Below are 25426 nucleotides of genomic sequence, written 5' to 3' on the forward strand. Positions count from 1 at the left end.
CGCCCTGGCCCAGCCCGGCGCGCAGGACGGCATGCCCGATCCCTGGCCGGTGCTGGCCAACGCCCTGGCCACGCTGGCCGGCCTGTCTGCCGATGCAGAAGTGCTCGGCGCGGCCCTGCTGTTCGGCCTGCCCGGCCTGCAGCCGGCCCTGCTGGGGACCCTGCGCGCCACTCACCCCGGATTGCCGGCGCTGCTGGACGGCCAGGCCGCCGCCGCGCAGGTCTGGGCGCTGCACGCCGAACCGGCCTCGGCGCGCAACACCGAGGGCCTGCGCCGGCTGCTGCTGGCCATGGTCCACGACCTGCGCGTGGTGCCGATCCTGCTGGCGCGGCAGCTGGCGCGGATGCGCGCGGCCGCGGCGCTGCCCGCCGACCAGCGTCGCGAGCTGGCGCTGCTGACCCGCGATATCCACGCGCCGCTGGCCAACCGGCTGGGCATCTGGCAGCTGAAGTGGGAGCTGGAAGACCTCTCCTTCCGCTACCTGCAGCCGGACACCTACCGCTCCATCGCCGCGCAGCTGGACGACAAGCGCGGCGGGCGCGAGCGCTACATCGAGCAGGTCAAGGCGACCCTGCGCGACACCCTGGCCGCGCACCACATCGCCGCCGAGGTCAGCGGCCGGCCCAAGCACATCTACAGCATCTGGAAGAAGATGCAGCGCAAGCAGGTGGCGCTGGACGAGCTGTTCGACCTGCGCGCCGTGCGCATCGCCGTGAGCGACGTGGCCCAGTGCTACGCGGCCCTGGGCGTGGTGCACGCGCTGTGGACGCCGATCCCGTCGGAGTTCGACGACTACATCGCCCGGCCCAAGGCCAACGACTACCGCTCGCTGCACACCGCCGTGATCGGCCCGGAAGGGCGTGCGCTGGAGGTGCAGATCCGCACCCACGAGATGCACGCCCAGGCCGAGCTGGGCGTGGCCGCGCACTGGCGCTACAAGGAGGGCGGCGGCGATGCCGCCTTCGACCGCAAGATCGCCTGGATGCGGCGGCTGCTGGAGCATGCCGGCGATGGCGAAGGCGGCGATGCCAAGGCCGAGGCCGCGCTGGGCGGCGAGTTCGCCGCCGAGCTGGCCGAGGACCGCATCTACACGCTCACGCCGAAGGGCGAGGTGATCGACCTGCCGCGCGGCGGCACGGTGCTGGACTTCGCCTACCACGTGCACACCATGGTCGGGCACCGCACGCGCGGGGCCAAGGTCAACGGCCGCATCGTGCCGCTGGGCCACGTGCTGCGCAGCGGCGATCGCGTGGAGATCATGACCGCCAAGACCGGCGAGCCCAAGCGCGACTGGCTGCTGCCGGCCAACGGCTTCCTGGCCAGCGCGCGCTCGCGCGACAAGGTGCGCGCGTACTTCCACAAGCTCGACCGCGCCGGCAACATCGCCGCCGGCAAGGAGCTGCTGGAGCGCGAACTCAAGCGCCTGCACCTGCACCAGCTGGACCTGGCGCCGGCGCTGCGCAAGTTCCGCGCCGAGACCGCCGAGGAGCTGTACATCCAGGTGGCGCTGGGTGACACCGGCCCCAGCCAGGTCGCCCGCGCGCTGCAGGAAGAGCAGCGTGCGCAGGCCGGCGATGGCCCGCTGCCGCCGCAGAACCCGGTCCGCCGCCCCGTGCAGCGCGCCCCCGGCGCGGACAAGTCGCGCTTCACCGTGCAGGGCGTGGGCAACCTGCTGGTGCAACTGGCCAAGTGCTGCCAGCCGGTGGCCGGCGAGCCCATCGTCGGCTACCTCACCCGCGGCCGCGGCGTCACGGTGCACCGGCGCGACTGCGCCGCGCTGCGCCGGCTGGCCGCCCAGCATCCGCAGCGCGTGCTGCCGGTGGAGTGGGGCGTGGCCGGCGGCGGCTACGAGGTCGATGCGCTGATCAGCGCCATCGACCGCAAGTGGCTGCTCAAGGACATCACCACGCTGATCGCGCAGGAGGATGCGCACGTGCTGGATATCCACAGCGACAGCGCCGGCGGCGCCGGCAAGATCCGCTTCCGGCTGAGGCTGAAGGTCTCCGACTACGGCCAGCTGTCCACGCTGCTGGGCAAACTGGACGCGCTGCCTGGCGTGCAGGACGCGCGCCGCGCCGGCTGAGCGCGGCTTTCAAAGCGCGTTCCTGCCACACAGCGAGCGCGCCTTCGGTTGCCTGCGCAGCGCCGTCGCCCCCCCCCCCGTGGCTCTTGGCCCCCTCCCTTTCATGCGCAGCACGAGGGGGAGCTCGAAGTCGCGGCTAGCGACTGAAGGGGAGGGGCGTTGTTGCTTGGACGCTTCAGGCATGGCACAAGAAGCGCCCCATCTCAACCTCTCCCTGCCCGCCGCGCGGGCAAGGGGAGGGGCAGATGACGCTTCCCTTGCCCGCGAACGCGGGAACCCGGCGACTTGTGCATGCCATGCCACAGACGCTGGCCCGTCAGCATGCGTCTCCCAAGAAGCACCTCCCGCGTTCGCGAGAATGACGGTAAGTCGTAGTGCCCGGTCTCTCGCAGCCGGCCGTTCAGCATAGGGAACGGCTTGTCACGTTGGCTGGCGGATACTGCCGCGCGTGATGGAGCCGCAAGACCGATTGCCTGACGGCAGGATCGAACCGCGCATCGACTGGCAGGCCACGCCAGGCGAGCCGGAACGCGTGCGCCCGCTGCCGGTGCGGCGCCAGACGCGGCGCTGGCCCTGGGTCGCCGGCACGGTCGCGCTCGTGCTGCTGGCCACGGCGGTGGCGCTGCGCCAGCCGATCGCCGACTGGCTGTGGCAGGGCACGCGCGTGCAGGCCCTGCTCGATCAGGGCGAAGCCGCGCTGAAGCAGGGCCGGCTGAGCGCCGCCGACGGCAGTGGTGCGCGCCAGCGCTTCGAGGCGGCCCTGGCGCTGGACAACGACCGCACCGCGGCGCGCGACGGCCTGGCCCGCGTCGGTCGTGCGGCGGTCGAGCAGGCGCGCGCCGCGCTGGCCGCCGGCGACCTCGCGGGCGCAAGCGCCGCGCTGGACCTCGCCCGCCAGCTGCAGGTGCCGCGCGCCGATGCGGATGCCGTCGCCGCCGAGCTGCGCCAGCGCGAGGCCCGCGCCGCGGGCATCGGCACGCTGCTGGCGCAGGCCGTGGCCGCGCGCGGCGCCGGGCGCATCGTCGGTGGCGACGATGCCGCGCTGCCACTGTTCCAGCGCGTGCTGGCCCTGCAGCCGGACAACACCACCGCGCTGGAGGGCCGCGAGGACCTGCTGTCCGACCAGTTGCAGCAGGCGCGCCGCGCGCTTTCGGCCGGGGAACTGGCGAAAGGTGCGCAGCTGATCGAGCAGGTGAGGGGCTTCGACGCCGGCCACTTCGACCTGCCGGCCGCACGCGCGCAGCTGGCGCGGGCGCTGGACGATCAGCGCCGCCTGGCCGAGGCCGACCTGCGCCGTGGCCGGCTGGAGGCGGCGCTCGAACGCTACCGCGCCATCCTTGCCGCCGCGCCCGGCGATGCCGCCGCCGCGGGCGGTGTGCAGCAAGTGGCCCGGGCCTATGCGGAAGATGCGCAGCGGCGCGCGGCGGATTTCGATTTCGAACAGGCGCGCGCTGCGCTGGCCCAGGCCCGCGCGCTGGCGCCGCAGTCGGCCGCCGTGGCCGAGGCCACCCGTGCGATCGAGCGCGCCCAGCGCAGCCAGTCGCGCCTGGAGCAGGCCGCGCCGCCCTCGCCGCAGCGCCAGCGCCGGGTGATCGCCCTGCTGGAAGCGGCCGAGCGCGCCCAGACGCGCGGCGACTGGGTCGAGCCGCCGGGCGAAAGCGCCTACGACAAGCTGCGCGCCGCCCAGGCGCTGGCCCCGGACGATGCGGCCGTGCGCCGCGCCGCGCAGCGCCTGCTGCCCAACGTGCAGGGCTGCGTGAGCCGCGCGCTGGCCGCCAACCGCGTGCGCGCCGCGCAGACCTGCCTGGATGCTTGGCAGGCGATGGCGCCGGGCGACGCCAGCCTGACGGCGGCGCGCCGGCAGCTGGCGATGCGCTGGATCGATATCGGCAGCGAGCGCCTGGGCGCCGGCGAGCTCGGCGTCGCCAGCGAGGCCCTGCAGCGCGCGCGCGGCTTGGACCGCAGCGCGCCGGGGCTGGCCGACTTCGCCGCGCGCATCGCCCACGCCCGCGCCGGAGGCGGTTGAGCATGGCCCGCGCACAGCCGCTGGTCGGCGAACTCATCCCGGCGGGCCAGGCGGGCACGCTCGGCCCGCACGAGCTCGAACAGCTGCGCCAGGCCGTGCGCAGGCTGGAACACCCCAGCTTCGGCGCGCGCGTGGCCAATCTGGTCGGCGCACCGGTGGAGCGGCTGGTCGGCTTCCTGCCGCGCCGCGCCCATGCGCTGATCGCCGCGGCCACGCGCAAGGCCATCGGCGCGGCCCTGCGCCTGTCGTTGACCACGCTGGACACGCGCGTGCCGGCCGAAGGCGCGCGCAAGTCCTCGGACTGGTGGCATCTGGGCGCGACCTCGGCCACCGGCGCCTTCGGCGGCGCGTTCGGCCTGACCGCGCTGGCGATCGAACTGCCGCTGACCACCACGATCATGCTGCGCTCCATCGCCGACATCGCCCGCAGCGAGGGTGCCGACCTCAACGACCCGGCCGTGCGCCTGGAATGCGTGCGCGTGCTGGCGATGGGCGGGCCATCGTCGGCCGACGACGCGGCCGAGGTCGGCTATTACGCCGCGCGCGAGGCGATGAGCCGCATGGTCGCCGACGCGGCCACGCACGTGGCGCGCCACGGCCTGCAGAAGGAAGGCGCGCCGGTGCTGGTCGGGCTGGTCAAGGCCATCGCCGAGCGCTACTCGATCCAGGTCAGCGAGAAGGCCGCCGCGCAGTGGATGCCGGTGCTCGGCGCGCTGGGCGGGGCGACGGTCAATGCCGTGTTCACCGACCACTTCCAGAGCATGGCCCGCGGCCACTTCGTCGTCCGCCGCCTCGAACGCCTGCACGGCCCGGAGACGGTGCGCGTGGCGTATGAGGCGCTGGCGCGGCTGATGGAGGAGTAGGGGGAGCAAGGAGGGAGTTCAGAGGAACGAGGAAAAAGCGAAGGCGGTAGCGCCGGCTCTGTCAGCCACTCGTTCCCCGTTCCTCTTCACGCGTTCCCGCTTCAAAGAACAGTCGCCTTACCGTCGCGCGCGCCGCGTCCAGCGAGAAGTGCCGACGCACATTGTCCAGGCCGTTGCCGGACAGCTGGCGCCACAGCGCGGCGTCGCCGTCCAGGCGCAGCACGGCATCGGCGAAGGCCTGGGGCGTGTCGGCCACCAGCACGTCCAGCCCGTCGCGCAGGTGCATGCCTTCGACCGCGATCGAGGTCGCCACCACCGGCAGGCCGTGGGCCATGGCCTGGTTGACCTTGCCCTTGACCCCGGCGCCGAAACGCAGCGGCGCCAGCGCGATGCGGCTGGCGTCCAGCAGCGGCTGCAGGTCGGGCACGTGGCCGTGGACGATGAGATGGGCGCCGGCCAGGCGCCGCACCTGCGGCGGCGGGTCCATGCCCACCACGTGCAGGCGCAGGCGCGGGGCGCGGGCCAGGATCAGCGGCAGCACCTGCTCGCCGAACCACACCACCGCATCGACATTGGGCGGGTGGTGGAAGCCGCCGACGAACAGCAGGTCGGCGCGGTCCTCGAACGCACCGCCGGGCGTGGCCGGGCGATGCAGGTTGGACAGGATCTCCACGCGCACCTGCGGCGCCACGCGCGCCAGTTCCCCGGCCTCGACCGGGCTGACCACCACGGTGGTGTCGGCCGCCGCCATCACCGCCAGTTCGCGCGCCTGGGTGGCCTGCGCCTGGCGCAGCATGGCCGCATCGCCGCCGGTCTGTGCGCCGCGCTGTTCGCGCAGGTAGTGCAGGTCCACGGTGTCGAACACCACCCTGGCCTGCGGCGCATGCGTGCGCAGCAGCGGCACCACCGCGTCGGCCACGTAGTGGCGGCAGACCATCGCCGTGGCGAAGCGCGCGCCGTGCTGGCGCAGGAAACGCGGCAGGGCCGTGGCGAACGGTGCGTACCAGACCTCCACGCCCATGGCCTGCAGCGCCTCGGTGTAGCCGGGCACGTGCGCCAGGTCGGCGGCGACGAACACCACGTGCGCGCCTTCCTCCTGGAGCAGCGCGATCAGGTTGACCAGCCGCAGCGAGGCCGAGTCGCGGTCCGGCCGCGGCGTCATCGAGTCGATCAGCAGCACCTGGCGCTGGTGCGCATGCAGGCTGGCCGGCGAGGGTTCGCTGCGCTGGGTCGGATGGGCCTGCAGCGTGGCCTGCCACTTGTCGGCGAAGACGGCGGCATTGCGCACCTGGTAGGCCTTGATGCCGCTGCCGGTGTCGTTGCCGGCGGTGGCACCTTCACGGTGCACCACCACCGAGGCCGGCTGGTACAGCACGCGCTGGCCGGCCGCGCGCACGGCGAAGGCCAGGTCGGTGTCCTCGTAATAGGCCGGGGCGTAGCGGGTGTCGAAGCCGCCGACCTGTTCGAACAGCGCGCGCGGGATCGCCACCGCGGCGCCGGACAGGTAATCGGCCTCCCGAACATAGCCATAGCGCGGGTCGTCGGGCGAGTCGAAGCGGCCGTAGTTCCAGGCAGAGCCATCGGCGAACACCACGCCGCCGGCCTCCTGCAGGCGGCCGTCCGGATAGACCAGCTTCGCCCCGGCCAGCCCGGTGCCGGGGTGGGTGTCGAAGGTGCCCAGCAGCGCCTCCAGCCAGCCGGGCTGGGGCAGGGTGTCGTTGTTGAGGAACACCAGGTAGCGCCCGCGCGCCAGCGCCGCGCCATCGTTGCAGGCGGCGATGAAGCCGCCGTTGCGCGGGCGCAGGTGGTAGCGCAGGCCCTGCACCTGCGGCAGGCAGGCGGCGGTGGCGTCGGGCGAGCCGTCGTCGACCACGATGATCTCCACCGGCAGCGCCGGCGGCCGGGCGGCCAGCGCGCGCAGGCAGTCCACGGTCATCTGCAGCTGGCCGTAGACCGGGATGACCAGGCTGGCCAGCGGCGCCTCGGCGGCCGGCACGGCGAAGGGCGAGAACGGCTGCGAGGCCGGCAGCCACAGCGGCCGGGCGGGAGCGGGGCGGGTCAGGGCACCGGCCAGGCGCTGCCAGGCGCGGCGGGCGGTCGCGGCCAGGCCGCGGCTGCGCGCGCTGGCGATGACGCGCCGCAGGGTGGAGGACGCCCGCGTCCAGGCGAAGCGCGCCTCATCCCACAACATCCTCATCAGAACTCAACTCCGGCTGATCGGGCGGAAGGCCCCGCGGCCGGCCGCGTGCGGGGCTGCGCTAGACTCTCCTGTCCTTTTCATTGTCGCATCACCTGTGGCCCGCAACGATTACGACGCCGACGAGGCGTACGACGACGAGCACGACGAGGCCACAACGGCCCCCCCGGCCTGGCGCAACCGCCTGATCACCGCCGTGTTGGCGCTGCTGGGCTTGGGGCTGGGCTTCATGATTCCGTACGTGGCCTACCTGAACCACCAGGTCAGCCAGCGCTTCGGCGCGCTGCAGTGGCAGATCCCCACCCGCGTCTACGCCCGCCCGCTGCCGCTGGCCGAGGGCGAGGCGCTGGATGCGGCCACGCTGAAGACCGAGCTGGATGCGGCCTCCTACCAGGACGACGGCAAGGGCCAGCTGCCCGGCACCTACGCGCGCGACGGCAACCGCTTCACCATCGCCAGCCGCGGCTTCACCGACGTGGACTACATCATCCCGGCCACGCGCATCCAGGTGACCCTGGCGGCCGGCGAGGTGCAGGGCCTGCGCGACCTGGCCCGCGGCCGCAACATCCGCTCGGCGCGGCTGGACCCGGCGCGCATCGCCACCCTCTACGGGCAGCAGCAGGAAGAGCGCCGGCTGGTGCGGCTGGAGGACGTGCCCGAACTGCTGGTCACCGGCCTGCAGGCGGTGGAGGACCGCGACTTCGCCACCCACCACGGCATCGACCTGTCCGGCATCGCGCGCGCCGGCTGGGAGTTCGTCAGCAGCGGCGGCCAGGTGCGCCAGGGCGCCAGCACGCTGACCCAGCAGCTGGCCCGCAGCGGCCTGCTCGGGATCGGCCGCGAGCAGACCGTGGGCCGCAAGTTCAACGAGATCCTGTACGCGCTGATCCTGGAGGCGCGCTACGACAAGCGCACCATCCTGGAGGCCTACTTCAACCAGGTGTACTGGGGCCAGCGCGGCAGCCAGGCCATCCATGGCGTGTCGGCGGCGTCCGAGTTCTGGTTCGGCCGCGACCTGGACAGCCTGTCAACCGAGCAGATGGCGCTGCTGATCGGCATCGTCAAAGGCCCGTCCTACTACGATCCGCGCCGCCATCCCGAGCGCGCCCGCGAGCGCCGCGACCTGGCCCTGCGCCGGATGCTGGCGACCAGGCTGATCGACCAGAAGGAGTTCGACCGCGCGGTGAAGGCCCCGCTGGGCGTGACCGCCGACCCGGGCATCACCGCGGCCAACCGCTTCCCGGCCTACGTGGACCTGGTGCGCCGCCAGCTGGCCCACGACTACCCGGCCGATGCCCTGCAGGGCGCTGGCCTGACCGTGATGACCGGCATGTCGCCCTCGGCCCAGGCCTATGCCGAAGGCGCGGTCAAGCGCACCATCGACCAGCTGCAGAAGGGCAAGCGCCCGCCGCTGCAGGCCGGCCTGGTGCTGACCGACACCCACAACGGCGACGTGCTGGCGGTGATCGGCAACCGCGACGTGGCCGTGCCCGGCTTCAACCGCGCGGTCGAGGCCCAGCGCCAGGTCGGCTCGATCATCAAGCCCTTCGTCTACCTGCTGGCGCTGTCGCAGCCCGATACCTGGTCGCTGGCCAGCTGGGTGGACGATGAGCCGATCACCGTGCCCCTGGGCCGCGGCAGGAGCTGGAGCCCGTCCAACTCCGACAACCGCAGCCACGGCCGGGTGCGGGTGATCGACGCGCTGGCCCATTCCTACAACCAGGCCACGGTGCGGGTGGGCCTGAAGGTCGATCCGCAGCGCGTGGCCGACCTGCTCAAGGTGCTGGCCGGCGTCGAGGCCGAGGTCAATCCCTCGCTGATCCTGGGCGCGACCGAACAGAGCCCGTACGCGATGGCGCAGGCCTACCAGTTCCTGGCGTCGGGCGGGCAGATCCAGCCGCTGCACGCCGTGCGCGGGGTGATCGACGCGCAGGGCCGGGTGCTCAACCGCTACGACAAGACGCCGGCCAAGGCGCAGGAGGGCGATTCGATCGCCGCCCACCTGGTCACCGTGGCGCTGCAGGCGGTGGTCACCGACGGCACCGGCCGCCAGCTGCTCAGCGACGGCCTGGGACGGCTGTCCCCGGCCGGCAAGACCGGCACCAGCAACGACGGCCGCGACAGCTGGTTCGCCGGCTACACCGGCGATCATCTGGCCGTGGTGTGGATGGGCAACGACGAGAACCTGGAGACCGGCCTGTACGGCGCCACCGGCGCGATGAAGGTCTGGTCGGGCATCTTCTCGCGCCTGCCCAGCGCGCCGCTGCAGGTCTCTAGCCAGGGCCTGGACTGGCAGTGGGTCGCCGAGTCGGCCGCCACCGACGCCAGCTGCCCGGGCGCGCGCCGGTTCCCGTTCGTGGCCGGCCACGCGCCGCCGTACCAGCCCTGCCAGCAGTTCACCGCGCCCGAGGAGCAGTCCGGCGGCTGGCGTCGCTGGTTCGGCCTGCCGCCCAAGGACGAGCCGGAAGCCCCGGCCCGCGAACTGCCGACCCCGACCCCGCCGCCGCCGTCCACGAGCCCGCTATGACCCGCCCCTGCCGCCTTGCCCTGGCCTGCGCGCTGCTGCTGCCGCTGGCCGCCTGCGTGACCGAACCGCCGCCGCCGCCGGCCGCCCCGGCGCCGCCGCGCCTGACCCCGACCCAGGCGCTGAACGCCGTGCTGGCCGTGGCCAAGACCGACGACCGCGAACTGGACGTGCAGCCGATCCGCGACCCGCAGGTCGAGGACCTGCGCGAGGCCTCGGTGGCCGCCCAGCGCCGCCGCGATTGGCAGGCCTCGGCCGACGCTCTCAACCAGGCCCTGCTGATCAGCCCGGACGATCCGGCCGTGCTGCAGGAGCGGGCCGAGGTCGCCCTGGCCCTGGGCGACTGGGAGCGCGCCGAGACGCTGGCGCGCAAGGCGCTGTCGCTGGGCTCGAAGACCGGCCCGCTGTGCCGGCGCCACTGGTCGACCATCGAGCAGTCGCAGATCGCCCGCGGCGAGACGCAGAACGCGGCCTCGGCGCACGTCCAGATCGCGGCCTGCACTGTGGCCGGCTTCGACCGGATGTGAGCGGCGCCGGTCGCCGCCGCGCGGCGCGCTGATGGCGCAGCTGTCGCAGGCCAGCTGCGAGGCGCTGGGTGAGGGCGGCGCCCTGGCCCAGCGCCTGGAGAACTTCGTCCCGCGCCAGGCGCAGCTGGCCCTCACCGGGGCCATCGCTGATGCGCTGGATGCGCGCGAGACCCTGCTGGCCGAGGCCGGCACCGGCACCGGCAAGACCTACGCCTACCTGGTGCCGGTGCTGCTGTCCGGGCTGAAGGCGATCCTGTCCACCGGCACCCGCGCCCTGCAGGACCAGCTGTTCCACCGCGACCTGCCGCGCGTGCGCGCCGCGCTCGGCGTGGGCCACAGCGCCGCGCTGCTCAAGGGGCGGGCGAACTATCTGTGCCGCTACCGGTTGGCGCAGGCGCGCGGCGAGCCGCGCTTCGTCTCGCGCGAGCAGGCCGACCAGTTCCAGCGCATCGTGGTGTGGAGCGGGCGCACCCGCTACGGCGACATGGCCGAGCTCGACTCCCTGCCCGAGGACTCGCCGCTGCTGCCCATGGTCACCTCGACCGTGGACAACTGCCTGGGCACCGAATGCCCGTTCTGGGACGACTGCTTCGTGGTCCAGGCGCGCCAGCGCGCCCAGGCCGCCGACGTGGTGGTGGTCAACCATCACCTGCTGCTGGCCGACCTGGCGCTCAAGCAGGAGGGCTTCGGCGAGATCCTGCCGGGCGCGCAGGCGTTCGTGATCGACGAGGCGCACCAGCTGCCGGAGCTGGCGGCGAACTTCTTCGGCGAAGGCTTCGGCCTGCGCCCGCTGCAGGAGCTGCTGCGCGATGTCCTGGTCGAGGCGCGCCAGGCGCCCGGCGCGCTGGCGCCGCTGCAGCCGCCGGTGGCCGCGGCGGAGCAGACCCTGCGCGAACTGCGCGCGGCGATGGAGTTCCTGCCGCCGCGCGGCACGCGCGAGCGCGCGCTGGGCAGCGCGCCGGTGCGCGAGGGCTTCGACGCCTTGGTCGTGGCGCTGGAAGACCTGGCCCGCGCGCTGGCGCCGCTGGCCGACACCACGCCGGGCCTGGACGCCTGCAACGCGCGCTGCCGCGATATCACCGGCCGCCTGCTGCGCTGGCTGGGGGAGGACAGCGCGGAGGGGCCGCAGGCCCTGCTGCGCCATGCGGATGTGCCCCCGGCGGATCTCGACGACCTGCCGCTGGCGCCGGAAGGCGCGCCGCACGACGCCTCGACCGACGTCTTCTGGTACGAGCTGACCCCGCGCGGCTTCCGCTGCCAGCGCACCCCGCTGGATGTCTCCGGGCCGCTGCGCCAGCACCGGCAGGCCTCGCATGCGGCGTGGGTGTTCACCTCGGCCACGCTGACCGTGGGCGGTGGCTTCGACCACATCGCCCAGCGCCTGGGCCTGGACGACCCGCACACGCTGCTGCAGCCCAGCCCGTTCGACTGGCCGCGCCAGGCGCTGTGCTATCAGCCGCCGGGGCTGCCCGATCCCAATGCGCGCGGCTACGGCACGGCACTGGTCGCCGCGCTGTTGCCGGTGCTGCACGCCTCGGATGGGCGCGCGTTCCTGCTGTTCGCCTCGCACCGCGCACTGCGCGAGGCCGCCGAGGCGCTGCGCGACGCGCCCTGGCCGCTGTTCGTGCAGGGCCAGGCGCCGCGCGCCACGCTGCTGCAGCGCTTCCGCGAATCGGGCAACGGCGTGCTGCTGGGCTCGGCCAGTTTCCGCGAGGGCGTGGACGTGGTCGGCGAGGCGCTGAGCGTGGTGGCGATCGACAAGCTGCCCTTCGCCGCGCCGGACGACCCGGTGTTCGAGGCACGGCTGGAGGCGATCCGCAACGCCGGCGGCAACCCGTTCCGCGACGAACAGCTGCCGCAGGCGGTGATCGCGCTCAAGCAGGGCGTGGGCCGGCTGATCCGCAGCGAGACCGACCGCGGCGTGCTGGTGCTGTGCGACCCGCGCCTGTCGGGCAAGGCTTACGGCCGGGTGTTCATGCAGTCGCTGCCGCCGTTCGCGCGGACCCGCGAAGTGGCCGATGTGGCGGCGTTCTTCGGCAAGTGAGCGAAGCGCTGGTTGGGGAGCCGGTGCGGAAAGGGGAGGGCAGGACACTCGGGAAAGCCCCATCGCCGCCATGGCGGCTCCCACCCAGCCCGCTTCCTCCGCCTCTGCCTTTTGCCTTTGATTGGTGGGAGCCGGCATGCCGGCGAGAGGCTTGACCGACAAGGTCCGACTTCACCGACGGTCGCGCCCGGCGCGTCGTTCGCACAGGCCGAGCGGGCGCTTCTGAAATAATGCGCGGGTCTGTCCCGCATCGCATCAGGTGACCCATGTCCGCAACGCTTCGCATCGCCATGGCCCAGTTCGACTATCCGGTCGGCGACGTGGCGGGCAACACCCGGCGCATCATCGAACAGATCGCCCTGGCCCGGGACGAATACGGCGCCGACGTGGTGCTGTTCCCCGAGCTGGCGCTGAGCGGCTATCCGCCGGAGGACCTGCTGATGCGGCCCTCGTTCCTGGCCGACTGCCATCGCGCGCTGGCCCAGGTCGCCCAGGCCGCCACCGGCATCGTCGCGGTCGTGGGCTGGCCCGAGAGCGCCGGCAGCGTGCTCTACAACGCCGCCAGCGTGCTGCGCGACGGGCGCATCGAGGCGACGTACCGCAAGCGCGAGCTGCCCAACTACAACGTGTTCGACGAACGTCGCTACTTCCACGTCGATCCCGACGGCGGCAGCTGCGTGTTCCAGGTCAAGGGCGTGCCGGTCGGCGTGGTGATCTGCGAGGATCTGTGGTTCGCCGAACCGCTGGCCGACACCGCGCGCGCCGGCGCGCAGCTGGTGCTGGTGCCCAACGCCTCGCCGTTCGAACACGGCAAGCACGCCCAGCGCGATGCGCTGCTGGCCCAGCGCGTGGCCGAGACCGGCGTGGCGCTGGCCTATCTCAACGTGGTCGGGGGCCAGGACGCGCTGGTGTTCGACGGCGCCTCGGTGGTGGCCAGTGGCAACGGCGAGATCTCGCCGGCGGCGGTGGCCTTCGCCGAGCAGTGGCTGGTGGCGGACTACGACGCCGCCTCGCGCGTGTTCTCGCCGGTGCTGTGGCGCGACGAGGGCGACGAGAGCCGCGACGGACTGGCCTGGCGCGCGGTGGTGCGCGGCATCGCCGACTACTGCGGCAAGAACGGCTTCAGCAAGGTCTGGGTCGGCCTGTCCGGCGGCATCGACTCGGCGATGGTGCTGGCGCTGGCGGTCGATGCGCTGGGCGCCGACAACGTCACCGCCGTGCGCATGCCCTCGCGCTACACCGCCGGGCTGTCCAACTCGCTGGCCGAGGAGCAGTGCCGCGCGCTGGGCGTGCGCATGGAGACCGTGGCGATCGAGGCGCCGTTCAAGGGCTATCTGGAGGCGCTGGGGCCGCTGTTCGAGGGCCACCCGGTCGACACCGCCGAGGAGAACCTGCAGTCGCGCGCGCGCGGGGCGATCATGATGGCCCTGTCCAACAAGTTCGGCGGGCTGCTGCTGACCACCGGCAACAAGAGCGAGTACGCGGTCGGCTACGCCACCATCTACGGCGACATGTGCGGCGGCTACGCGCCGATCAAGGACCTGTACAAGACCGAGGTGTTTGCGCTGTCGCGCTGGCGCAATACCGTCGGCGGCGCGCCGGTGATCCCGCCGGCGGTGATCGACCGCCCGCCGTCGGCCGAACTGCGCGAGAACCAGCTCGACCAGGACTCGCTGCCACCCTACGACGTGCTCGACGCGATCCTGCAGCGCTACGTCGACCTGGAGCAGTCGCGCGAGGAGATCATCGCCGCCGGCTTCGACGCGGACGTGGTCCACCGCATGGTGCGCCTGGTGCGCGTCAACGAATGGAAGCGCCAGCAGGCCGCGCCCGGTCCTAAGGTCTCCCTGCGCGCCTTCGGCCGCGAGCGCCGCTACCCGATCAGCAACCGCTATCCGGCCTGAGCGGGCCGGCCCGGGAAGGGGGCGGGCCCTAGCCGTCCGCCGCCGGGATTGGCACCGCGCGGCCGCTGACCAGGATCGGACCCGCGTCGGGGACGTGCACCCGCAGCTGGCTCGGTCGGCCCATGTCCTCGCCCTGCACGATGCGGAGATCGGCCGGCGCCCGCACCGCGCCGAGCGCGCGCAGATAGGCGCCGAACGCCGCCGCCGCCGCGCCGGTGGCCGGATCCTCGACCACGCCGCCGATGGGGAAAGGATTGCGCGCGGCGAATTCGCGGTCCGACACGCGCCAGACCAGCGCCAGCGTGGTCAGGTCGTGGGCCTGCATCAGCGCCTTGAGCCCGGCGAAGTCGTAGTCCAGCCGCGCCAGCCGCTCGCGTGTGCCCGCGGCCAGGATGAGGTGGCGCGCGCCGGCGTAGGCGACGGCCGGCGGCAGCGCCGGGTCCAGCTCGTCGGCGTTCCAGCGTAGTCGGGCCAGGGCCTGGTCGAGCAGGCCCGGCGGCAGCGTCGGTAACACGTGCGGGGCGACGCTGGTCAGGGTCGCGCCGATGCCGGCGTCCTCGCGTGCGGTGGCTACTTCGACCAGGCCGGCGCGGGTGCGGAAGCGCAGCGTGCCCGGGCCATCGCGCTCGGCCAGCGCGACCGCGCCGGCGATGGTGGCGTGGCCGCAGAACGGCACCTCGTCCAGCGGACTGAAGTAGCGCACGTCGAACGTGCCCGCCTCGCCCGGCTGGACGAAGATCGATTCGGAATATCCAAGCCGCGTGGCCAGCGCCTGCATGTCCGCCGCCGACATGCCCGAGGCATCGAGCACGACACCGGCAGGATTGCCGCCCTCGGGCCGATCGGTGAACGCGCTGTAGTGCAGGACATCGGGTGAGGACATGCACGGACCTCGGGAGCAGGAGAGTCGCCCCAGCTTAGGGCGTGGCGCGCACGCGGCCCACCACCGCGACGCGATGCTGGATTCCACCCGCGGCCGTGGCTTCTGGCTACGAGCGCGCATCGTCGCTCCGCCAGAAACCTCCGATCGTCGTTCCCGCGAAGGCGGGAATCCGGTGGCTTTACCGCGGGGAACCAATATGCCGGGCTTTGCACCTCCGCGGTCGCCTTCGCCACTCGCCCCTGGCGCGCCCTATTGCCTCTTCCCGGCACGAAGCTCCTGAAGCTGCGTGGTCATCTGCGCCTGCCGCGGATCGGACCCCTGCGGCAGGGAAAAGAAGCGCTGCGCCGCCGCTTCGGCACCGGGATCATGCTGCTGGGTCAGGACCCATGCCCGCATGAAGTTCGCCATCGGGTCGTCCGGAAGAGCCGCGACCAGCTCCCGCGTACAGGCCAGCGCACCGGAGGGATTGTGTTCCCGACGCACGACGATGTCGCACAGGCAGGTCTGCGCCCACTGCCGGTGGCGTGGTTCCTGCAGCAGCACCGTGTAGGCCTGCTTCGCTGTGGCGTAGTCGCCAAGCTTTTCCGCGGAGACAGCCAGCTTGGTGTAGGTGCCCGGACTTGCCAGTCCGCGGTCGACGGTGTCCTGCAGGATGCGGACCGCCTGCGCGTGGTCGCCGTGCTTCTGGTACATCTCGCCGAGTTCATTGAGCACGGCGACGTTGCGCGGCTCAAAGCGGACCGCCTGAGTCATGTAGACCATGGCGTCATCAAACTGCCCGGCTTCCAGCAGGGCGCGTGCGGCACCGGCCAGCGCTGCGCCGTGCGGGGCGTCGGTGGCGACCGCGATCATCAGCGGCAAGGCCGCGGCGCGCTGCTTGTCGCGCTGTAACGCCATGCCTTGCTCCAGGAGCGTGGTATGGCGCATGTAGGCCAATGCCGGATTCTGTTGCGCCGGGGCTTCGATGAAGGCATCGAAGGAGGCCAGTGCCTGCCAGCTCCCGCCCCAGCGCGGCATAGCCGCCAGACGCATGGAGCTGAGATAACCCGGCAGGTAGGGCTCGGCCCGCGCGCAGCGTTCGACGGTGTCCTGCCCGAGCGGCGGGCCGCTGCCCATCCGCACGATATCCAACAGGCCCGCGCAGGCATAGCCCTGGCGGGGATCGGTCGCCACGGCCTCCTGCAGCACCGGACGTGCCCGGTCCAGCCAGCGTTGCATGGCGTTGAGCTGCTGCCGCGAGGTCTCGGAGACGAAGCCACCGCCCCGTTGCCTCCAGGCGTTGTTCAGATAGGCCAGGCCTACCGCCGTCATCGCGTAGACGCTCTGTGGCGACTGCGAAAGCCAGGCCTCCGCGGTCTTGCTGACATCGGGCAGGTCTCTTGACTCGTTCTCGAAGGCCTCGAAGGCGCGCTCCCACTCCGGATGCTGACGAGGCGCCTGTGCATAGGCGGCCTGTGCGCTGCTGAACGCCTGGTCGAGCTGTTTCCCGCCGTCCGGCTCGCTCAACAGCGCCTCGATGCGGTCAATGGGCCAGGGCCCCTCCAGAAGCGCGTCGCAGCGGGAGCGGGCGGCCCCGGATGGCCAGCGGTTGCCGGGCAGGTCAGGAGCGGCGATGCAGCGCGCGTGCGCATCCGGAATTGCGGCGACCTCAGTGATCTTTGCCAGATAGGCCGCCGCTTCATCCTTGGACCAAGGGGGAACCGACGCGGCGTTGGCTGTCTGAAGAGCGGGTGGGGTGGATCCGGCCTGGCAACCGCCCAACCCGGCGAACGCGGCCCACGACACCGCGGCCCACAGCAAAGACGGCAGCCGGCTTGCTTCCATGCGTCATCCCCGTTGAAAACGAAAAAGGAGCCTTGCGGCTCCTTTTACGCTTTTCCTCGCAGGAAAGTCAGTGCGCGTCTTCGCGCTCGTTGTCCAGCGCCGACTTCTCGCCGGCGAAGGGGTTTAGCTTGCGGATGGAGGTCGGGAAGTCCGGCCACTTGCCGGCCAGCCAGGGGTGCTGCGGGTCGTTCATCTGCAGCACGCGGCGGGCGTCGTCGGCCAGGGTCTTGTTGCCCAGGCGGGTGTAGGCCTCGCCGAGCAGGGCGACGGCGTCGTACTGGTACTCGCTCTGCGGCAGGGTCTCCAGGATGTACTTGGCGCGGCCCACGGCGGCGGTGTAGGCGCCGCGGTGCAGGTAGTACAGCGCGGCATCCATCTCGTGGCGGGCGAAGGTGTTGCGCAGCTGGACCATGCGCACGCGCGCGTCGGCGGCGTAGCGGCTGTTGGGGTAGCGCTCGGAGACGGTATTGAAGTCGCTGTAGCCCTGCATCGGGGTGGACAGGTCGCGGCGGCTGGAATCCAGGCGCCAGACCTTCTGCAGGAACACCGTGTCGCGGTTGGAATTGGCCAGGCCGCGCAGGTAGTACATGTAGGGCACGTTGCGCTGGGTCGGGTAGGTGCGCAGGAAGCGGTCGATGCTCGACACGGCCTCCTCCAGCTTGCCCGACTTGTACTGCGCATAGGCCAGTTCCATCTGCGCCTGCTCGGTGTACGGGCCGTACGGGTACTGGGCGATCAGCGACTGGAACTGCTTCTCCGCACCGGACCAGTTGCCGCGTGTCATGTCGGTGTGGGCTTCGGTGTAGATGGCCTCGACCGGGCGCGAATCGGTGGCCTTGTCCTTCTTGTTGCGGCCGCAGCCTGTGGCCGTGAGGGCCACCACCAGGAGCAGGAGCAGGACGCGGACGGTGGCGCGGGCGGACGGGGCTGCGAAACGCTGGGACATGGGCTGGCGGACAGGCCGCATCGGGGAAACGAGGGGGCGATGATAGCCTAGGCGGCTGCCGGGCCATGAATTCCGGCCAACTTCTTCACTGGAACCGCTTGCCCGGATGACTGCCGCAGCCGACGACGACGCCCCCCTGGACGCCCCCGACCCGCAGGGCCCGCGCAGCGCCCAGGTGCCCACGCACGCGGCCGGGCGCCGCTTCGACGCGGTGCTGGCCGAGCTGTTCCCCGAATTCTCCCGCTCGCGCCTGTCCGAATGGATCAAGTCCGGCGACGCGCGCCTGGATGGGGAGGTGGTGCGCCCGCGCGACCCGGTCACCCCCGGCCAGGTCGCCACGCTGGACGCCGTGCTGGACACCCAGACCCACGCCCAGCCCGAGGACATCCCCCTGCAGGTGCTGTACGAGGACAGCGAAGTCCTGGTGCTGGACAAGCCGGCCGGGCTGGTGGTCCACCCCGGTGCCGGCAACCCGACCGGCACCCTGGTCAACGCGCTGCTGTTCCGCGACCCGTCGCTGTCCGCGCTGCCGCGCGCCGGCATCGTCCACCGCCTGGACAAGGACACTTCCGGGGTCATGGTCGTGGCCAGGACCCTGCCGGCGCACACCTCGCTGGTGGCGCAGCTCTCCGCGCGGCAGGTGCATCGGCAGTACCTGGCGGTGGTGGTCGGCGCCATGGTGTCCGGCGCGACCGTCGATGCGCCGATCGACCGCCATCCGCGCGACCGGCTGAAGATGGCCGTGCGCGAGGACGGGCGCGATGCGGTCACCCACGTGCGCCTGCGCGAGCGTTTCCGCGGCCATACCGCGGTCGAGTGCCGGCTGGAAACCGGCCGCACCCACCAGATCCGCGTGCACATGGCGCACCTGCGCTTCCCCATCGTCGGCGATCCGCTCTACGGCGGCCCCCTGCGCCTGCCGCGCGGGGCGAGCGAGGAGCTCAACACCCAGCTGCGCGGCTTCCGCCGCCAGGCGCTGCACGCCGAGACGCTGGAGTTCAGTCATCCGACCACCGGCGAGCCGGTGCGCACCAGCGCGCCGGTCCCGGCCGACATGCTGGCGCTGATGGCGGCCCTGCGCGACGACGCGGCCGCGCACAAGGGCAGGTGAGCGCCCTGCTGCCCGCGCACTGGCCCGCGCCGCCCGGCGTGCGTGCGCTGGTGACGCTGCGCTTCGGCGCCGGCGGCTCGGCTGCGCCGTTTGACACCTTCAACCTGGGCAACCGCAGCGCCGCGGCGGGCGATGACCCCGCGCAGGTGGAGGCCAACCGCGCCGAGCTGGCCGCGCTGGCCGGGCTGCCGTCGCTGCCGCACTGGCTGCGCCAGGTGCACGGGACCGGCGTGGCGCGCTTCGAGACACCGCTCGGCGCGCCGCGCGCGCAGGGCGATGAACCGGAAGGCGACGCCGCCGTCACCGATGCCCCGGGCGTCGTACTGGCCATCCTCACCGCCGACTGCCTGCCGGTGGTGTTCGCCGCCGCCGACGGCAGCGAGGTGGCCGCCGCCCACGCCGGCTGGCGCGGGCTGGCCGACGGGGTGCTGGAGCGCACCGTCGCCGCGATGCGCACGCCGGCCGCGCACGTGCGCGCCTGGCTGGGCCCGGCGGCGGGACCGGACGCCTACGAGATCGGCCAGGACGTGTTCGACGCCTTCACCGCGAACGACCCCGGCGCCGCCGCGGCCTTCGTCGCGACCCGCCCCGGCCACTGGCGCGTGGACCTGTACGCGCTGGCGCGCCGGCGCTTGGCCGCGGTCGGCGTGACCGATGTGCACGGCGGCACGCTGTGCACGATCAGCGACCCGCAGCGCTTCTTCTCGCATCGCCGCGACCGCCGCAGCGGCCGCATGGCCACCCTGGTGTGGCGGGCGCCGACATGAGCGCCGCCGCGCCCTCCGGCGGCAATCCCGCCGCGGAGACGTGGGGCGCGGCGATCATCGTGTTCGACGGCGCATGCGCGATGTGCAACGGCTGGGTGCGCTTCCTGCTGCGCCACGACCGCGCCGCGCGCTATCGCTTCGCCGCCATGCAGGGCCGCACCGGCGCGGCCCTGCTGGCCGAGCACGGCCTCGACCCGCGCGATCCTTCCTCGTTCCTGCTGATCGACCGCGACGGCGCCCACGTCGAAACCGACGCCATCGGGCGTGTGCTGGCCGGCCTGGGCGGCGGCTGGCCGGTCCTGGCCACCGCCGCGCGCGCCGTACCGCGCGGCGCACGCGACCGCGTCTACCGCTGGGTCGCGCGCAACCGCCGGCGCTGGGCCGGCACCACCTGCACCGTGCCCAGCCCCGAGCAGCGCGACCGCTTCCTGGACTGAGGGCGGCTTCAGAAGGTGAAGCGCACCCGCCCGTAGTAGTACGCGCCGTTGCTGCCGATCGGCGAGAGCACGTCGTAGGGCAGGTTGCCGAAGTAGGCGATATCCGGGATCGAGCGATCCGGATACTGGTCGAGCAGGTTCTGCCCGCCCAGGGCGATGCTCCACTGCGGCGTGATGCGGTATTCGACTTCCGCGTCGAGCTGGTACTCGGCGCTGTAGGTCTGGCGCGGGACGAAGCCGTCGCCGAAGTCGAACACGCGCGTGGCCTTGCCGTAACGGCTCAGGCGCGAGGTCAGCGACCACGTGTCGTCGTTCCAGCTGGCTGCCAGGGCGGCGCGCGTGCGCGGCGTGGCCTCGGTCAGCGTGTTGCTCTCCTCCACGCCGAACAGCACGTAGTCGGGGTCCAGCGCGAGCAGCTGGCCCGGGGTGGCGACCAGGTGCTTCAACTCGGTCTTGGCGTAGCTCCAGGTGCCGGTCAGCAGCAGCTGGCCATCGCCGACGGACTGGCGCCAGTTGCTGACCAGTTCCGCGCCGCGGGTGCGGGTGTCGGCGGCGTTGACGAAGAAGCTGGCGCTCTGCACGCCGCCCACGCCGAAGCGGTCCTGCACGAAGTCGGTCAGCGCATCGCCGGTGATGTCCTCGGACAGCGCGACGCGGTCGTCGATGTCGATCTGGAAGAAGTCCAGCGACACGTCGAACTGGCTGCCGATGCGGCTGGTGAAGCCCAGGCTGACGTTGTGCGACTTCTCCGGCTTGAGCGGCTGGGCGCCCAGCGCCTGGGCGATGGGGTTGTTGACCGAAAGCAGCCGGCCCTGCACGAGGCGGCCGGAGGCGTCGTAGCCGGTGGAGGTGGCCTCGTAGCCGATCTGGCTCAGCGAGGGCGCGCGGAAGTTGTTGGACACCGCCGCGCGCACGGCGAAGGCGGGCACGAACTCGTAGCGCGCGGCCAGCTTGCCGGTCCACTGGCCGCCGAAGTCCTGGTAGTGCTCGTAGCGTCCGGCGATGTCGGTGGAGAAGTGCTCGCCGAACTGGCTGGACAGCGAGGCATAGGCGCTGGCGACGTTGCGCGACAGGTCGGCCACGTCCTGCGGGGTCAGGCCGCCGCCGGCCTGCGAGCCGGTCGGGCGGTCGGTGTAGGGGCCGGCCGCGTAGCTGGCCGGGTCGCCGGCGCCGGTCTCGTAGCGCTCGCGGCGGAACTCCACGCCCGTGCCGAGCGTATGCGTGGCCGTGCCGGCCTCGAACACCCGGCTCAGGTCCAGGTTGGCCACGGTCTGGTCGAAGGCGTAGTCGCCGGTCTTGAAGCGCGTGGGGCTGCCCGGGCCGAGCGAGGCGTTGAGCGAATCCTTCAGCCGGTAGGTGAAGTCGTTGTGCCCGTAGTCCAGGCTGGCATCGTAGGCCCATGCGCCCCACTGGCCGCGCGCGCCGGCCACGGCCTGCGCGTCGCGGTTCTCGCCCAGCGACACCGGCCGGTAGCCGCGCGGGTAGACCTGCTTCCAGTTGGCCACGCCGTCGGGATAGCGGAAGTAGTTGGCGCCCTGCGTGTCACGCTGGTTGAAGGTGCCGAAGGCGTAGAACTCCGAGGTGGCGCCGAACGGCACCGCCGCGTTGATCCAGGCGTTGAGGTCCTTGGACTTGCCGTCGCCCAGCACGTAGTTGCGCTTGCCGGCCAGGGCCAGGTTGTCCGGCGTCTGGTCCTCGAAGAAGGGAATCTGGTCGAAGCCGGCGCGGTTGGTGCCTTCGCGGTTCTTCAGCTCCACGCCCAGCTTGAAGAAGCCGTCCTCGCCGATGCGGTCGCCGACCTTGGCGCTGAAGAAGCTGGTCTGGCCGTCGGTGATCTCGCGGTGGATCGGTGCGACATCGGTGTGGTTGGCGCCGAAGCTGGCCTCGATCGCACCGGCGTCCGGATCATCGTCCAGGATCACGTTGATCACCCCGGCCACCGCGTCCGAGCCGTACTGCGCGCCGGCACCGTCGCGCAGCACCTCGATGCGCTTGATCGCGCTGATCGGGATGGCATTGAAATCCACCGGCGTGGTGCCCTTGCCGATCTTGCTGTCGGTGTTGACCAGGGCCGAGGTGTGGCGACGCTTGCCGTTGACCAGCACCAGCACCTGGTCGGGCGAGAGCCCGCGCAGCTGCGCGGCGCGCACGTGGTCGGCGCCGCCGGAGTTGGACTGGCGCGGGAAGTTGAAGGAGGGCAGCAGCGCCTGCAGTGCGCTGCCCAGCTCGCCATTGACCACGCCGGCCTTGCGGATGTCCTCGGCGGTGAGCACGTCCACCGGCGCGGTGGATTCGAGCACCGTGCGGTTGCTGGCGCGGGTGCCGGTGACGATCACCGTGTCCAGGTTGGTGGCGGTGGCCGGCGTGGCGTCCTGGGCGAAGGCGGGGGCCGCCAGGGCCAGGGCGATGGCCAGGCTCAGCGGCCTGACGAAGGGGGACGACATGGCGATTCTCTCCTGAAGCGATAACGGTCGCGACCGGCCGCGCCGGCCATGGCGGCGACCGAGGTCGGCAAGGGTTGCTGCATCCATCCGGATGAAGCGATATATTAACTTGACGTCAATGCGATGCGCGAGGCGTGCGTCGGTGCGGTCGGGCATGAGCTCATGCCCGCGGGTTATCCGGAACCGTGCCGCACCGGTCCAGGATCGTGTTCTCCTGTCGCGTTTCCTCCACTCCAATCGAGACCCTTGCCGATGTCGTTGCGCGCCCCGTTGATCGCCGTTCTCCTGACCTTGAGCGCCTGCGCCAGCGTCGCGCCCAAGGCGCCCAGCACACCGGCCGCGGTCAGCGCCACGCTGCAGGGCGATGCCGCGCGTCCGGCGCAGGCCAGTGGCTGGGTGCGCAGCGAGCTGTACTTCGGCGTGGGCGTGGAGGAAGGGCCGGGCGGTCGCCATGAGGACCAGCCGATCAGCGAGGCGCAGTGGCGTGCTTTTCTCGACAAGGAAGTCACCGCGCGCTTCCCGGATGGCCTGACCGTGCTCGACGGCTACGGCCAGTGGCTGTTCCGCGGCGCAGCGGCGCCGGAGCGGTTGAAGACCAAGGTGCTGGTGATCCTGCACGAGGACACGCCGCAGCGCCGCGCCGACATCGAGGCCATCCGTCTGGCGTGGAAGCAGGCCACCGGCCACCAGTCGGTGCTGTGGTCGCGCCAGCCGGTGGAGGTGTCGTTCTGAGTCCGGCTTGATGTTGCCGCGCCCGCCTCGGTGCCGTGCCGGCATTCGGCGCTTCGGCCACTAGCCTGCGTCGCGCACCGGGGCCGGACACGGAGCCGCCGCGCAGAGGCACAATCGGATGCTCCAGGGTTCGGGAGCATTCGGCCATCATGACCATCGCTGCTGCGCGTGACGTGGACGATCCGCCTCCCGGCCCGGTCACGCCGTTGCAACCCCGCTCACCGTCCGACGGACGACCGGACGCACCACGCACGCCGATGGGCCAAACGCAGCCGGTCACGGGACGCGAGCGCCTGCATCTGCTGGATGCGCTGCGCGGATTCGCGCTCGCGGGCGTGCTGCTGGCCAATCTGCGTGAGTTCAGCCTGTTCTCGCTGATCGACGACGCGCAGCGCCAGGCGCTGCCGACCGCGGCGGTGGATCGCTGGCTCGGCCCGTTGATCGAGGCGCTGGTGGGCGGCAAGGCGATGACGCTGTTCGCGCTGCTGTTCGGCGTGGGCTTCTCCCTGCAGCTGCAGCGCGGCGGCGGCGCCGAGGCGCAGGCGCGATTCGCGCGGCGCATGGGGGTGCTGCTGGCGATCGGCCTGCTGCACGCCTACCTGCTGTGGTGGGGCGACATCCTCAGGTACTACGCCGTGCTGGGGCTGCTGCTGCTCATCTGCCGGCGCTGGTCCGCGCGGCGCCTGATCCTCGCCGGCCTGTTCGTGACCCTGCTGGCCACGCCGCTGCTGCAGCCGCTGGTCGGCGGATGGCCGGCGCGCCTGGGCGATGGCGAGGCGCTGCGCGCGCGGGCCGTCGCGGCCTTTTCCGGAAGCGACTGGCCGGCGTTGCTGCGCGCGAACTTCGCCTATGACGTGCATCTGCACGTGACCGCCTGGTCGCTGGTGTTCTTCACGCTGGGGCGGCTGTTGCTGGGGGCCGGCTTCGGCCGCGGCGGCTGGCTGCTGCGGCCTGAGGCGCATCGTCGGCAGTGGTGGTGGTTGCTGGTCGCCTGCCTGCCGGCGGGCCTGCTGCTGACCGGGTTCTATCTGGCGCTGGATGAAGGGCTGATGCCGTTCTGGATGTTCGGCCTGGAAGGCATGCCGGCGCGGATGCTGTCGCGGTTCCTGCGCAACGCCGCCTACCTGCTGACCGGGCTCGGTTATCTGTCGGCCTTCGTGCTCGTCTGGCTGCGGCCGCGCTGGCAGCGCCGCCTCGCGATGCTCGCGCCCGTCGGGCGCATGGCGTTGACGCACTATGTCGCGCAGACCCTGGTGGGCGTCGCGCTGTTCTACGGCGTGGGGATGGGCCTGGGCCCGCGCTGGGGCATGCCGGGCATCCTGTTGGTGTTCGCGGTGCTCTACAGCCTGCAGGTCGTGGCCAGCCACTGGTGGCTGGCGCGCTACCGTTTCGGGCCGCTGGAATGGCTGTGGCGCTGCCTCACCTATGGCCGCCTGCAGCCGTGGCGGAAGGTGCCGGTGTGAGCGCCCCGGGGCCTGGCCGCACCGCTGGATGCGGAGCCGGGTTCGCGCTCAGGGCAAAGCCAGGCGGCCCTCACGCAGCCGGGACAATCGGAGGCAATGACGCGATGATGGGCGCTGACCCAACTCCCGCTCCACGCGCCCGACCGCCATGCCTTCCACCGCTGTCCCTGCTCGATTCGACCTGCGCGTCGACGATCTTTCCGGCGCGCAGATCCGCGCGCTGCTCGAGTACCACCTGCGGCAGATGCACGCCAACTCGCCGCCCGGCAGCGTGTTCGCGCTGGACCTGAGCGGGCTGCAGGCGCCGGGCATGACAGTGTGGAGCGCCTGGCGCGGCGAGACGCTGGTCGCCATCGGCGCACTCAAGGACTGGGGCGAGGGCACCGGCGAGCTCAAGTCCATGCGCACCCATCCGGACCATCTGCGCCAGGGCGCGGCGGCGGCCGTGCTGGACCACATCATCCAGGAGGCGCGCGCCCGCGGCCTGCGCCGCCTGAGTCTGGAGACCGGTTCGGGCGAGGCCTTCGAACCGGCGCTGGCGCTGTACCGCAAGCGCGGTTTCAGCAGTGGGCCGGCCTTCGGCGATTACGTCGCCAGCGACTTCAACCAGTTCCTGCACCTGCCGCTTTGAAGTGTCCGTGCAGGCGGGCG

Annotated in this window: 18 protein-coding genes; 13 read left to right on the forward strand and 5 right to left on the reverse strand. The window is 72.2% G+C overall.

Annotation, left to right across the window (positions count from 1 at the left end; all coding sequences use genetic code 11):
- Positions 1-31: 31 nt before the first annotated feature.
- The 3 genes from LAJ50_RS05660 (at position 32) to LAJ50_RS05670 (ending at position 4972) form a co-directional block, all read left to right on the forward strand.
- Positions 32-2083 (forward strand): bifunctional (p)ppGpp synthetase/guanosine-3',5'-bis(diphosphate) 3'-pyrophosphohydrolase, encoded by a 2052-nt coding sequence (locus LAJ50_RS05660; RefSeq protein ID WP_130551021.1) that lies wholly within the window; start codon positions 32-34, stop codon positions 2081-2083.
- Between the two features lie 451 nt (positions 2084-2534).
- On the forward strand, positions 2535-4109 hold the full coding sequence (locus tag LAJ50_RS05665) for a hypothetical protein (protein ID WP_224096545.1): 1575 nt from the start codon (positions 2535-2537) through the stop codon (positions 4107-4109).
- A gap of 2 nt (positions 4110-4111) precedes the next feature.
- Positions 4112-4972: an EcsC family protein gene (locus LAJ50_RS05670; RefSeq protein ID WP_130524947.1), complete on the forward strand. Its 861-nt coding sequence runs from the start codon at positions 4112-4114 to the stop codon at positions 4970-4972.
- A 61-nt stretch (positions 4973-5033) separates the two neighbouring features.
- On the opposite strand, the gene LAJ50_RS05675 is transcribed toward LAJ50_RS05670, so the two are convergent.
- Positions 5034-7169, reverse strand: a complete 2136-nt coding sequence (locus LAJ50_RS05675; RefSeq protein WP_138655258.1) for a glycosyltransferase — start codon at positions 7167-7169, stop codon at positions 5034-5036.
- A 97-nt stretch (positions 7170-7266) separates the two neighbouring features.
- Here LAJ50_RS05675 and mrcB point away from each other — a divergent pair, with 97 nt between their 5' ends.
- From mrcB to LAJ50_RS05695, 4 genes are all read left to right on the forward strand, one after another.
- Entirely contained in the window at positions 7267-9696 is a 2430-nt protein-coding gene (gene mrcB, locus LAJ50_RS05680) for a penicillin-binding protein 1B (protein WP_224096491.1), read from the forward strand.
- Positions 9693-10220 carry a tetratricopeptide repeat protein gene (locus LAJ50_RS05685; RefSeq protein WP_138655254.1) on the forward strand — a complete coding sequence of 176 codons (528 nt, stop codon included), beginning with the start codon at positions 9693-9695 and terminating at the stop codon, positions 10218-10220. The genes mrcB and LAJ50_RS05685 overlap by 4 nt, the downstream gene beginning before the upstream one ends.
- A 31-nt stretch (positions 10221-10251) precedes the next feature.
- Entirely contained in the window at positions 10252-12264 is a 2013-nt protein-coding gene (locus LAJ50_RS05690; RefSeq protein ID WP_138655252.1) for an ATP-dependent DNA helicase, read from the forward strand.
- A gap of 266 nt (positions 12265-12530) precedes the next feature.
- The gene (locus tag LAJ50_RS05695; protein ID WP_138655250.1) at positions 12531-14168 is read left to right on the forward strand and encodes an NAD+ synthase; all 1638 of its coding nucleotides are present in this window, start codon (positions 12531-12533) and stop codon (positions 14166-14168) included.
- A gap of 28 nt (positions 14169-14196) precedes the next feature.
- Here LAJ50_RS05695 and LAJ50_RS05700 read toward each other — a convergent pair whose 3' ends face one another.
- The 3 genes from LAJ50_RS05700 to LAJ50_RS05710 all read right to left on the reverse strand — a co-directional run bounded on the left by LAJ50_RS05700 (position 14197) and on the right by LAJ50_RS05710 (position 17821).
- Positions 14197-15051, reverse strand: a complete 855-nt coding sequence (locus LAJ50_RS05700; RefSeq protein ID WP_138655248.1) for a PhzF family phenazine biosynthesis isomerase — start codon at positions 15049-15051, stop codon at positions 14197-14199.
- A gap of 249 nt (positions 15052-15300) precedes the next feature.
- Positions 15301-16875: a tetratricopeptide repeat protein gene (locus LAJ50_RS05705; protein WP_138655246.1), complete on the reverse strand. Its 1575-nt coding sequence runs from the start codon at positions 16873-16875 to the stop codon at positions 15301-15303.
- 67 nt (positions 16876-16942) lie between these two features.
- Positions 16943-17821: an outer membrane protein assembly factor BamD gene (locus LAJ50_RS05710; RefSeq protein WP_138655244.1), complete on the reverse strand. Its 879-nt coding sequence runs from the start codon at positions 17819-17821 to the stop codon at positions 16943-16945.
- Between the two features lie 106 nt (positions 17822-17927).
- Between LAJ50_RS05710 and rluD the strand changes: the two genes are divergently transcribed.
- The 3 genes from rluD to LAJ50_RS05725 are packed head-to-tail and all read left to right on the forward strand — an operon-like array spanning position 17928 to position 20136.
- Positions 17928-18932, forward strand: a complete 1005-nt coding sequence (gene rluD / locus LAJ50_RS05715) for a 23S rRNA pseudouridine(1911/1915/1917) synthase RluD (protein ID WP_130550942.1) — start codon at positions 17928-17930, stop codon at positions 18930-18932.
- Positions 18929-19699 carry a peptidoglycan editing factor PgeF gene (gene pgeF, locus LAJ50_RS05720; RefSeq protein ID WP_130550943.1) on the forward strand — a complete coding sequence of 257 codons (771 nt, stop codon included), beginning with the start codon at positions 18929-18931 and terminating at the stop codon, positions 19697-19699. Before rluD ends, pgeF begins: the two co-directional genes overlap by 4 nt.
- Complete coding sequence (locus LAJ50_RS05725; RefSeq protein ID WP_138652327.1) at positions 19696-20136, forward strand: thiol-disulfide oxidoreductase DCC family protein; 441 nt, start codon at positions 19696-19698, stop codon at positions 20134-20136. Before pgeF ends, LAJ50_RS05725 begins: the two co-directional genes overlap by 4 nt.
- An 8-nt stretch (positions 20137-20144) precedes the next feature.
- Here LAJ50_RS05725 and LAJ50_RS05730 read toward each other — a convergent pair whose 3' ends face one another.
- A complete protein-coding gene (locus LAJ50_RS05730) occupies positions 20145-22580 on the reverse strand; it encodes a TonB-dependent receptor (RefSeq protein WP_138652325.1) in 2436 nt (811 codons plus the stop codon).
- 252 nt (positions 22581-22832) lie between these two features.
- On the opposite strand from LAJ50_RS05730, the gene LAJ50_RS05735 reads away from it, so the two are divergent.
- The 3 genes from LAJ50_RS05735 to LAJ50_RS05745 all read left to right on the forward strand — a co-directional run bounded on the left by LAJ50_RS05735 (position 22833) and on the right by LAJ50_RS05745 (position 25406).
- The gene (locus LAJ50_RS05735; protein ID WP_130550946.1) at positions 22833-23312 is read left to right on the forward strand and encodes a DUF3574 domain-containing protein; all 480 of its coding nucleotides are present in this window, start codon (positions 22833-22835) and stop codon (positions 23310-23312) included.
- 149 nt (positions 23313-23461) lie between these two features.
- A complete protein-coding gene (locus tag LAJ50_RS05740) occupies positions 23462-24775 on the forward strand; it encodes a DUF418 domain-containing protein (RefSeq protein WP_130550947.1) in 1314 nt (437 codons plus the stop codon).
- A gap of 148 nt (positions 24776-24923) precedes the next feature.
- A complete protein-coding gene (locus LAJ50_RS05745; RefSeq protein WP_130550948.1) occupies positions 24924-25406 on the forward strand; it encodes a GNAT family N-acetyltransferase in 483 nt (160 codons plus the stop codon).
- Positions 25407-25426: the final 20 nt, after the last annotated feature.

The organism is Pseudoxanthomonas sp. X-1 (genome assembly GCF_020042665.1).
In the GTDB taxonomy this organism is placed as follows: domain Bacteria; phylum Pseudomonadota; class Gammaproteobacteria; order Xanthomonadales; family Xanthomonadaceae; genus Pseudoxanthomonas_A; species Pseudoxanthomonas_A spadix_A.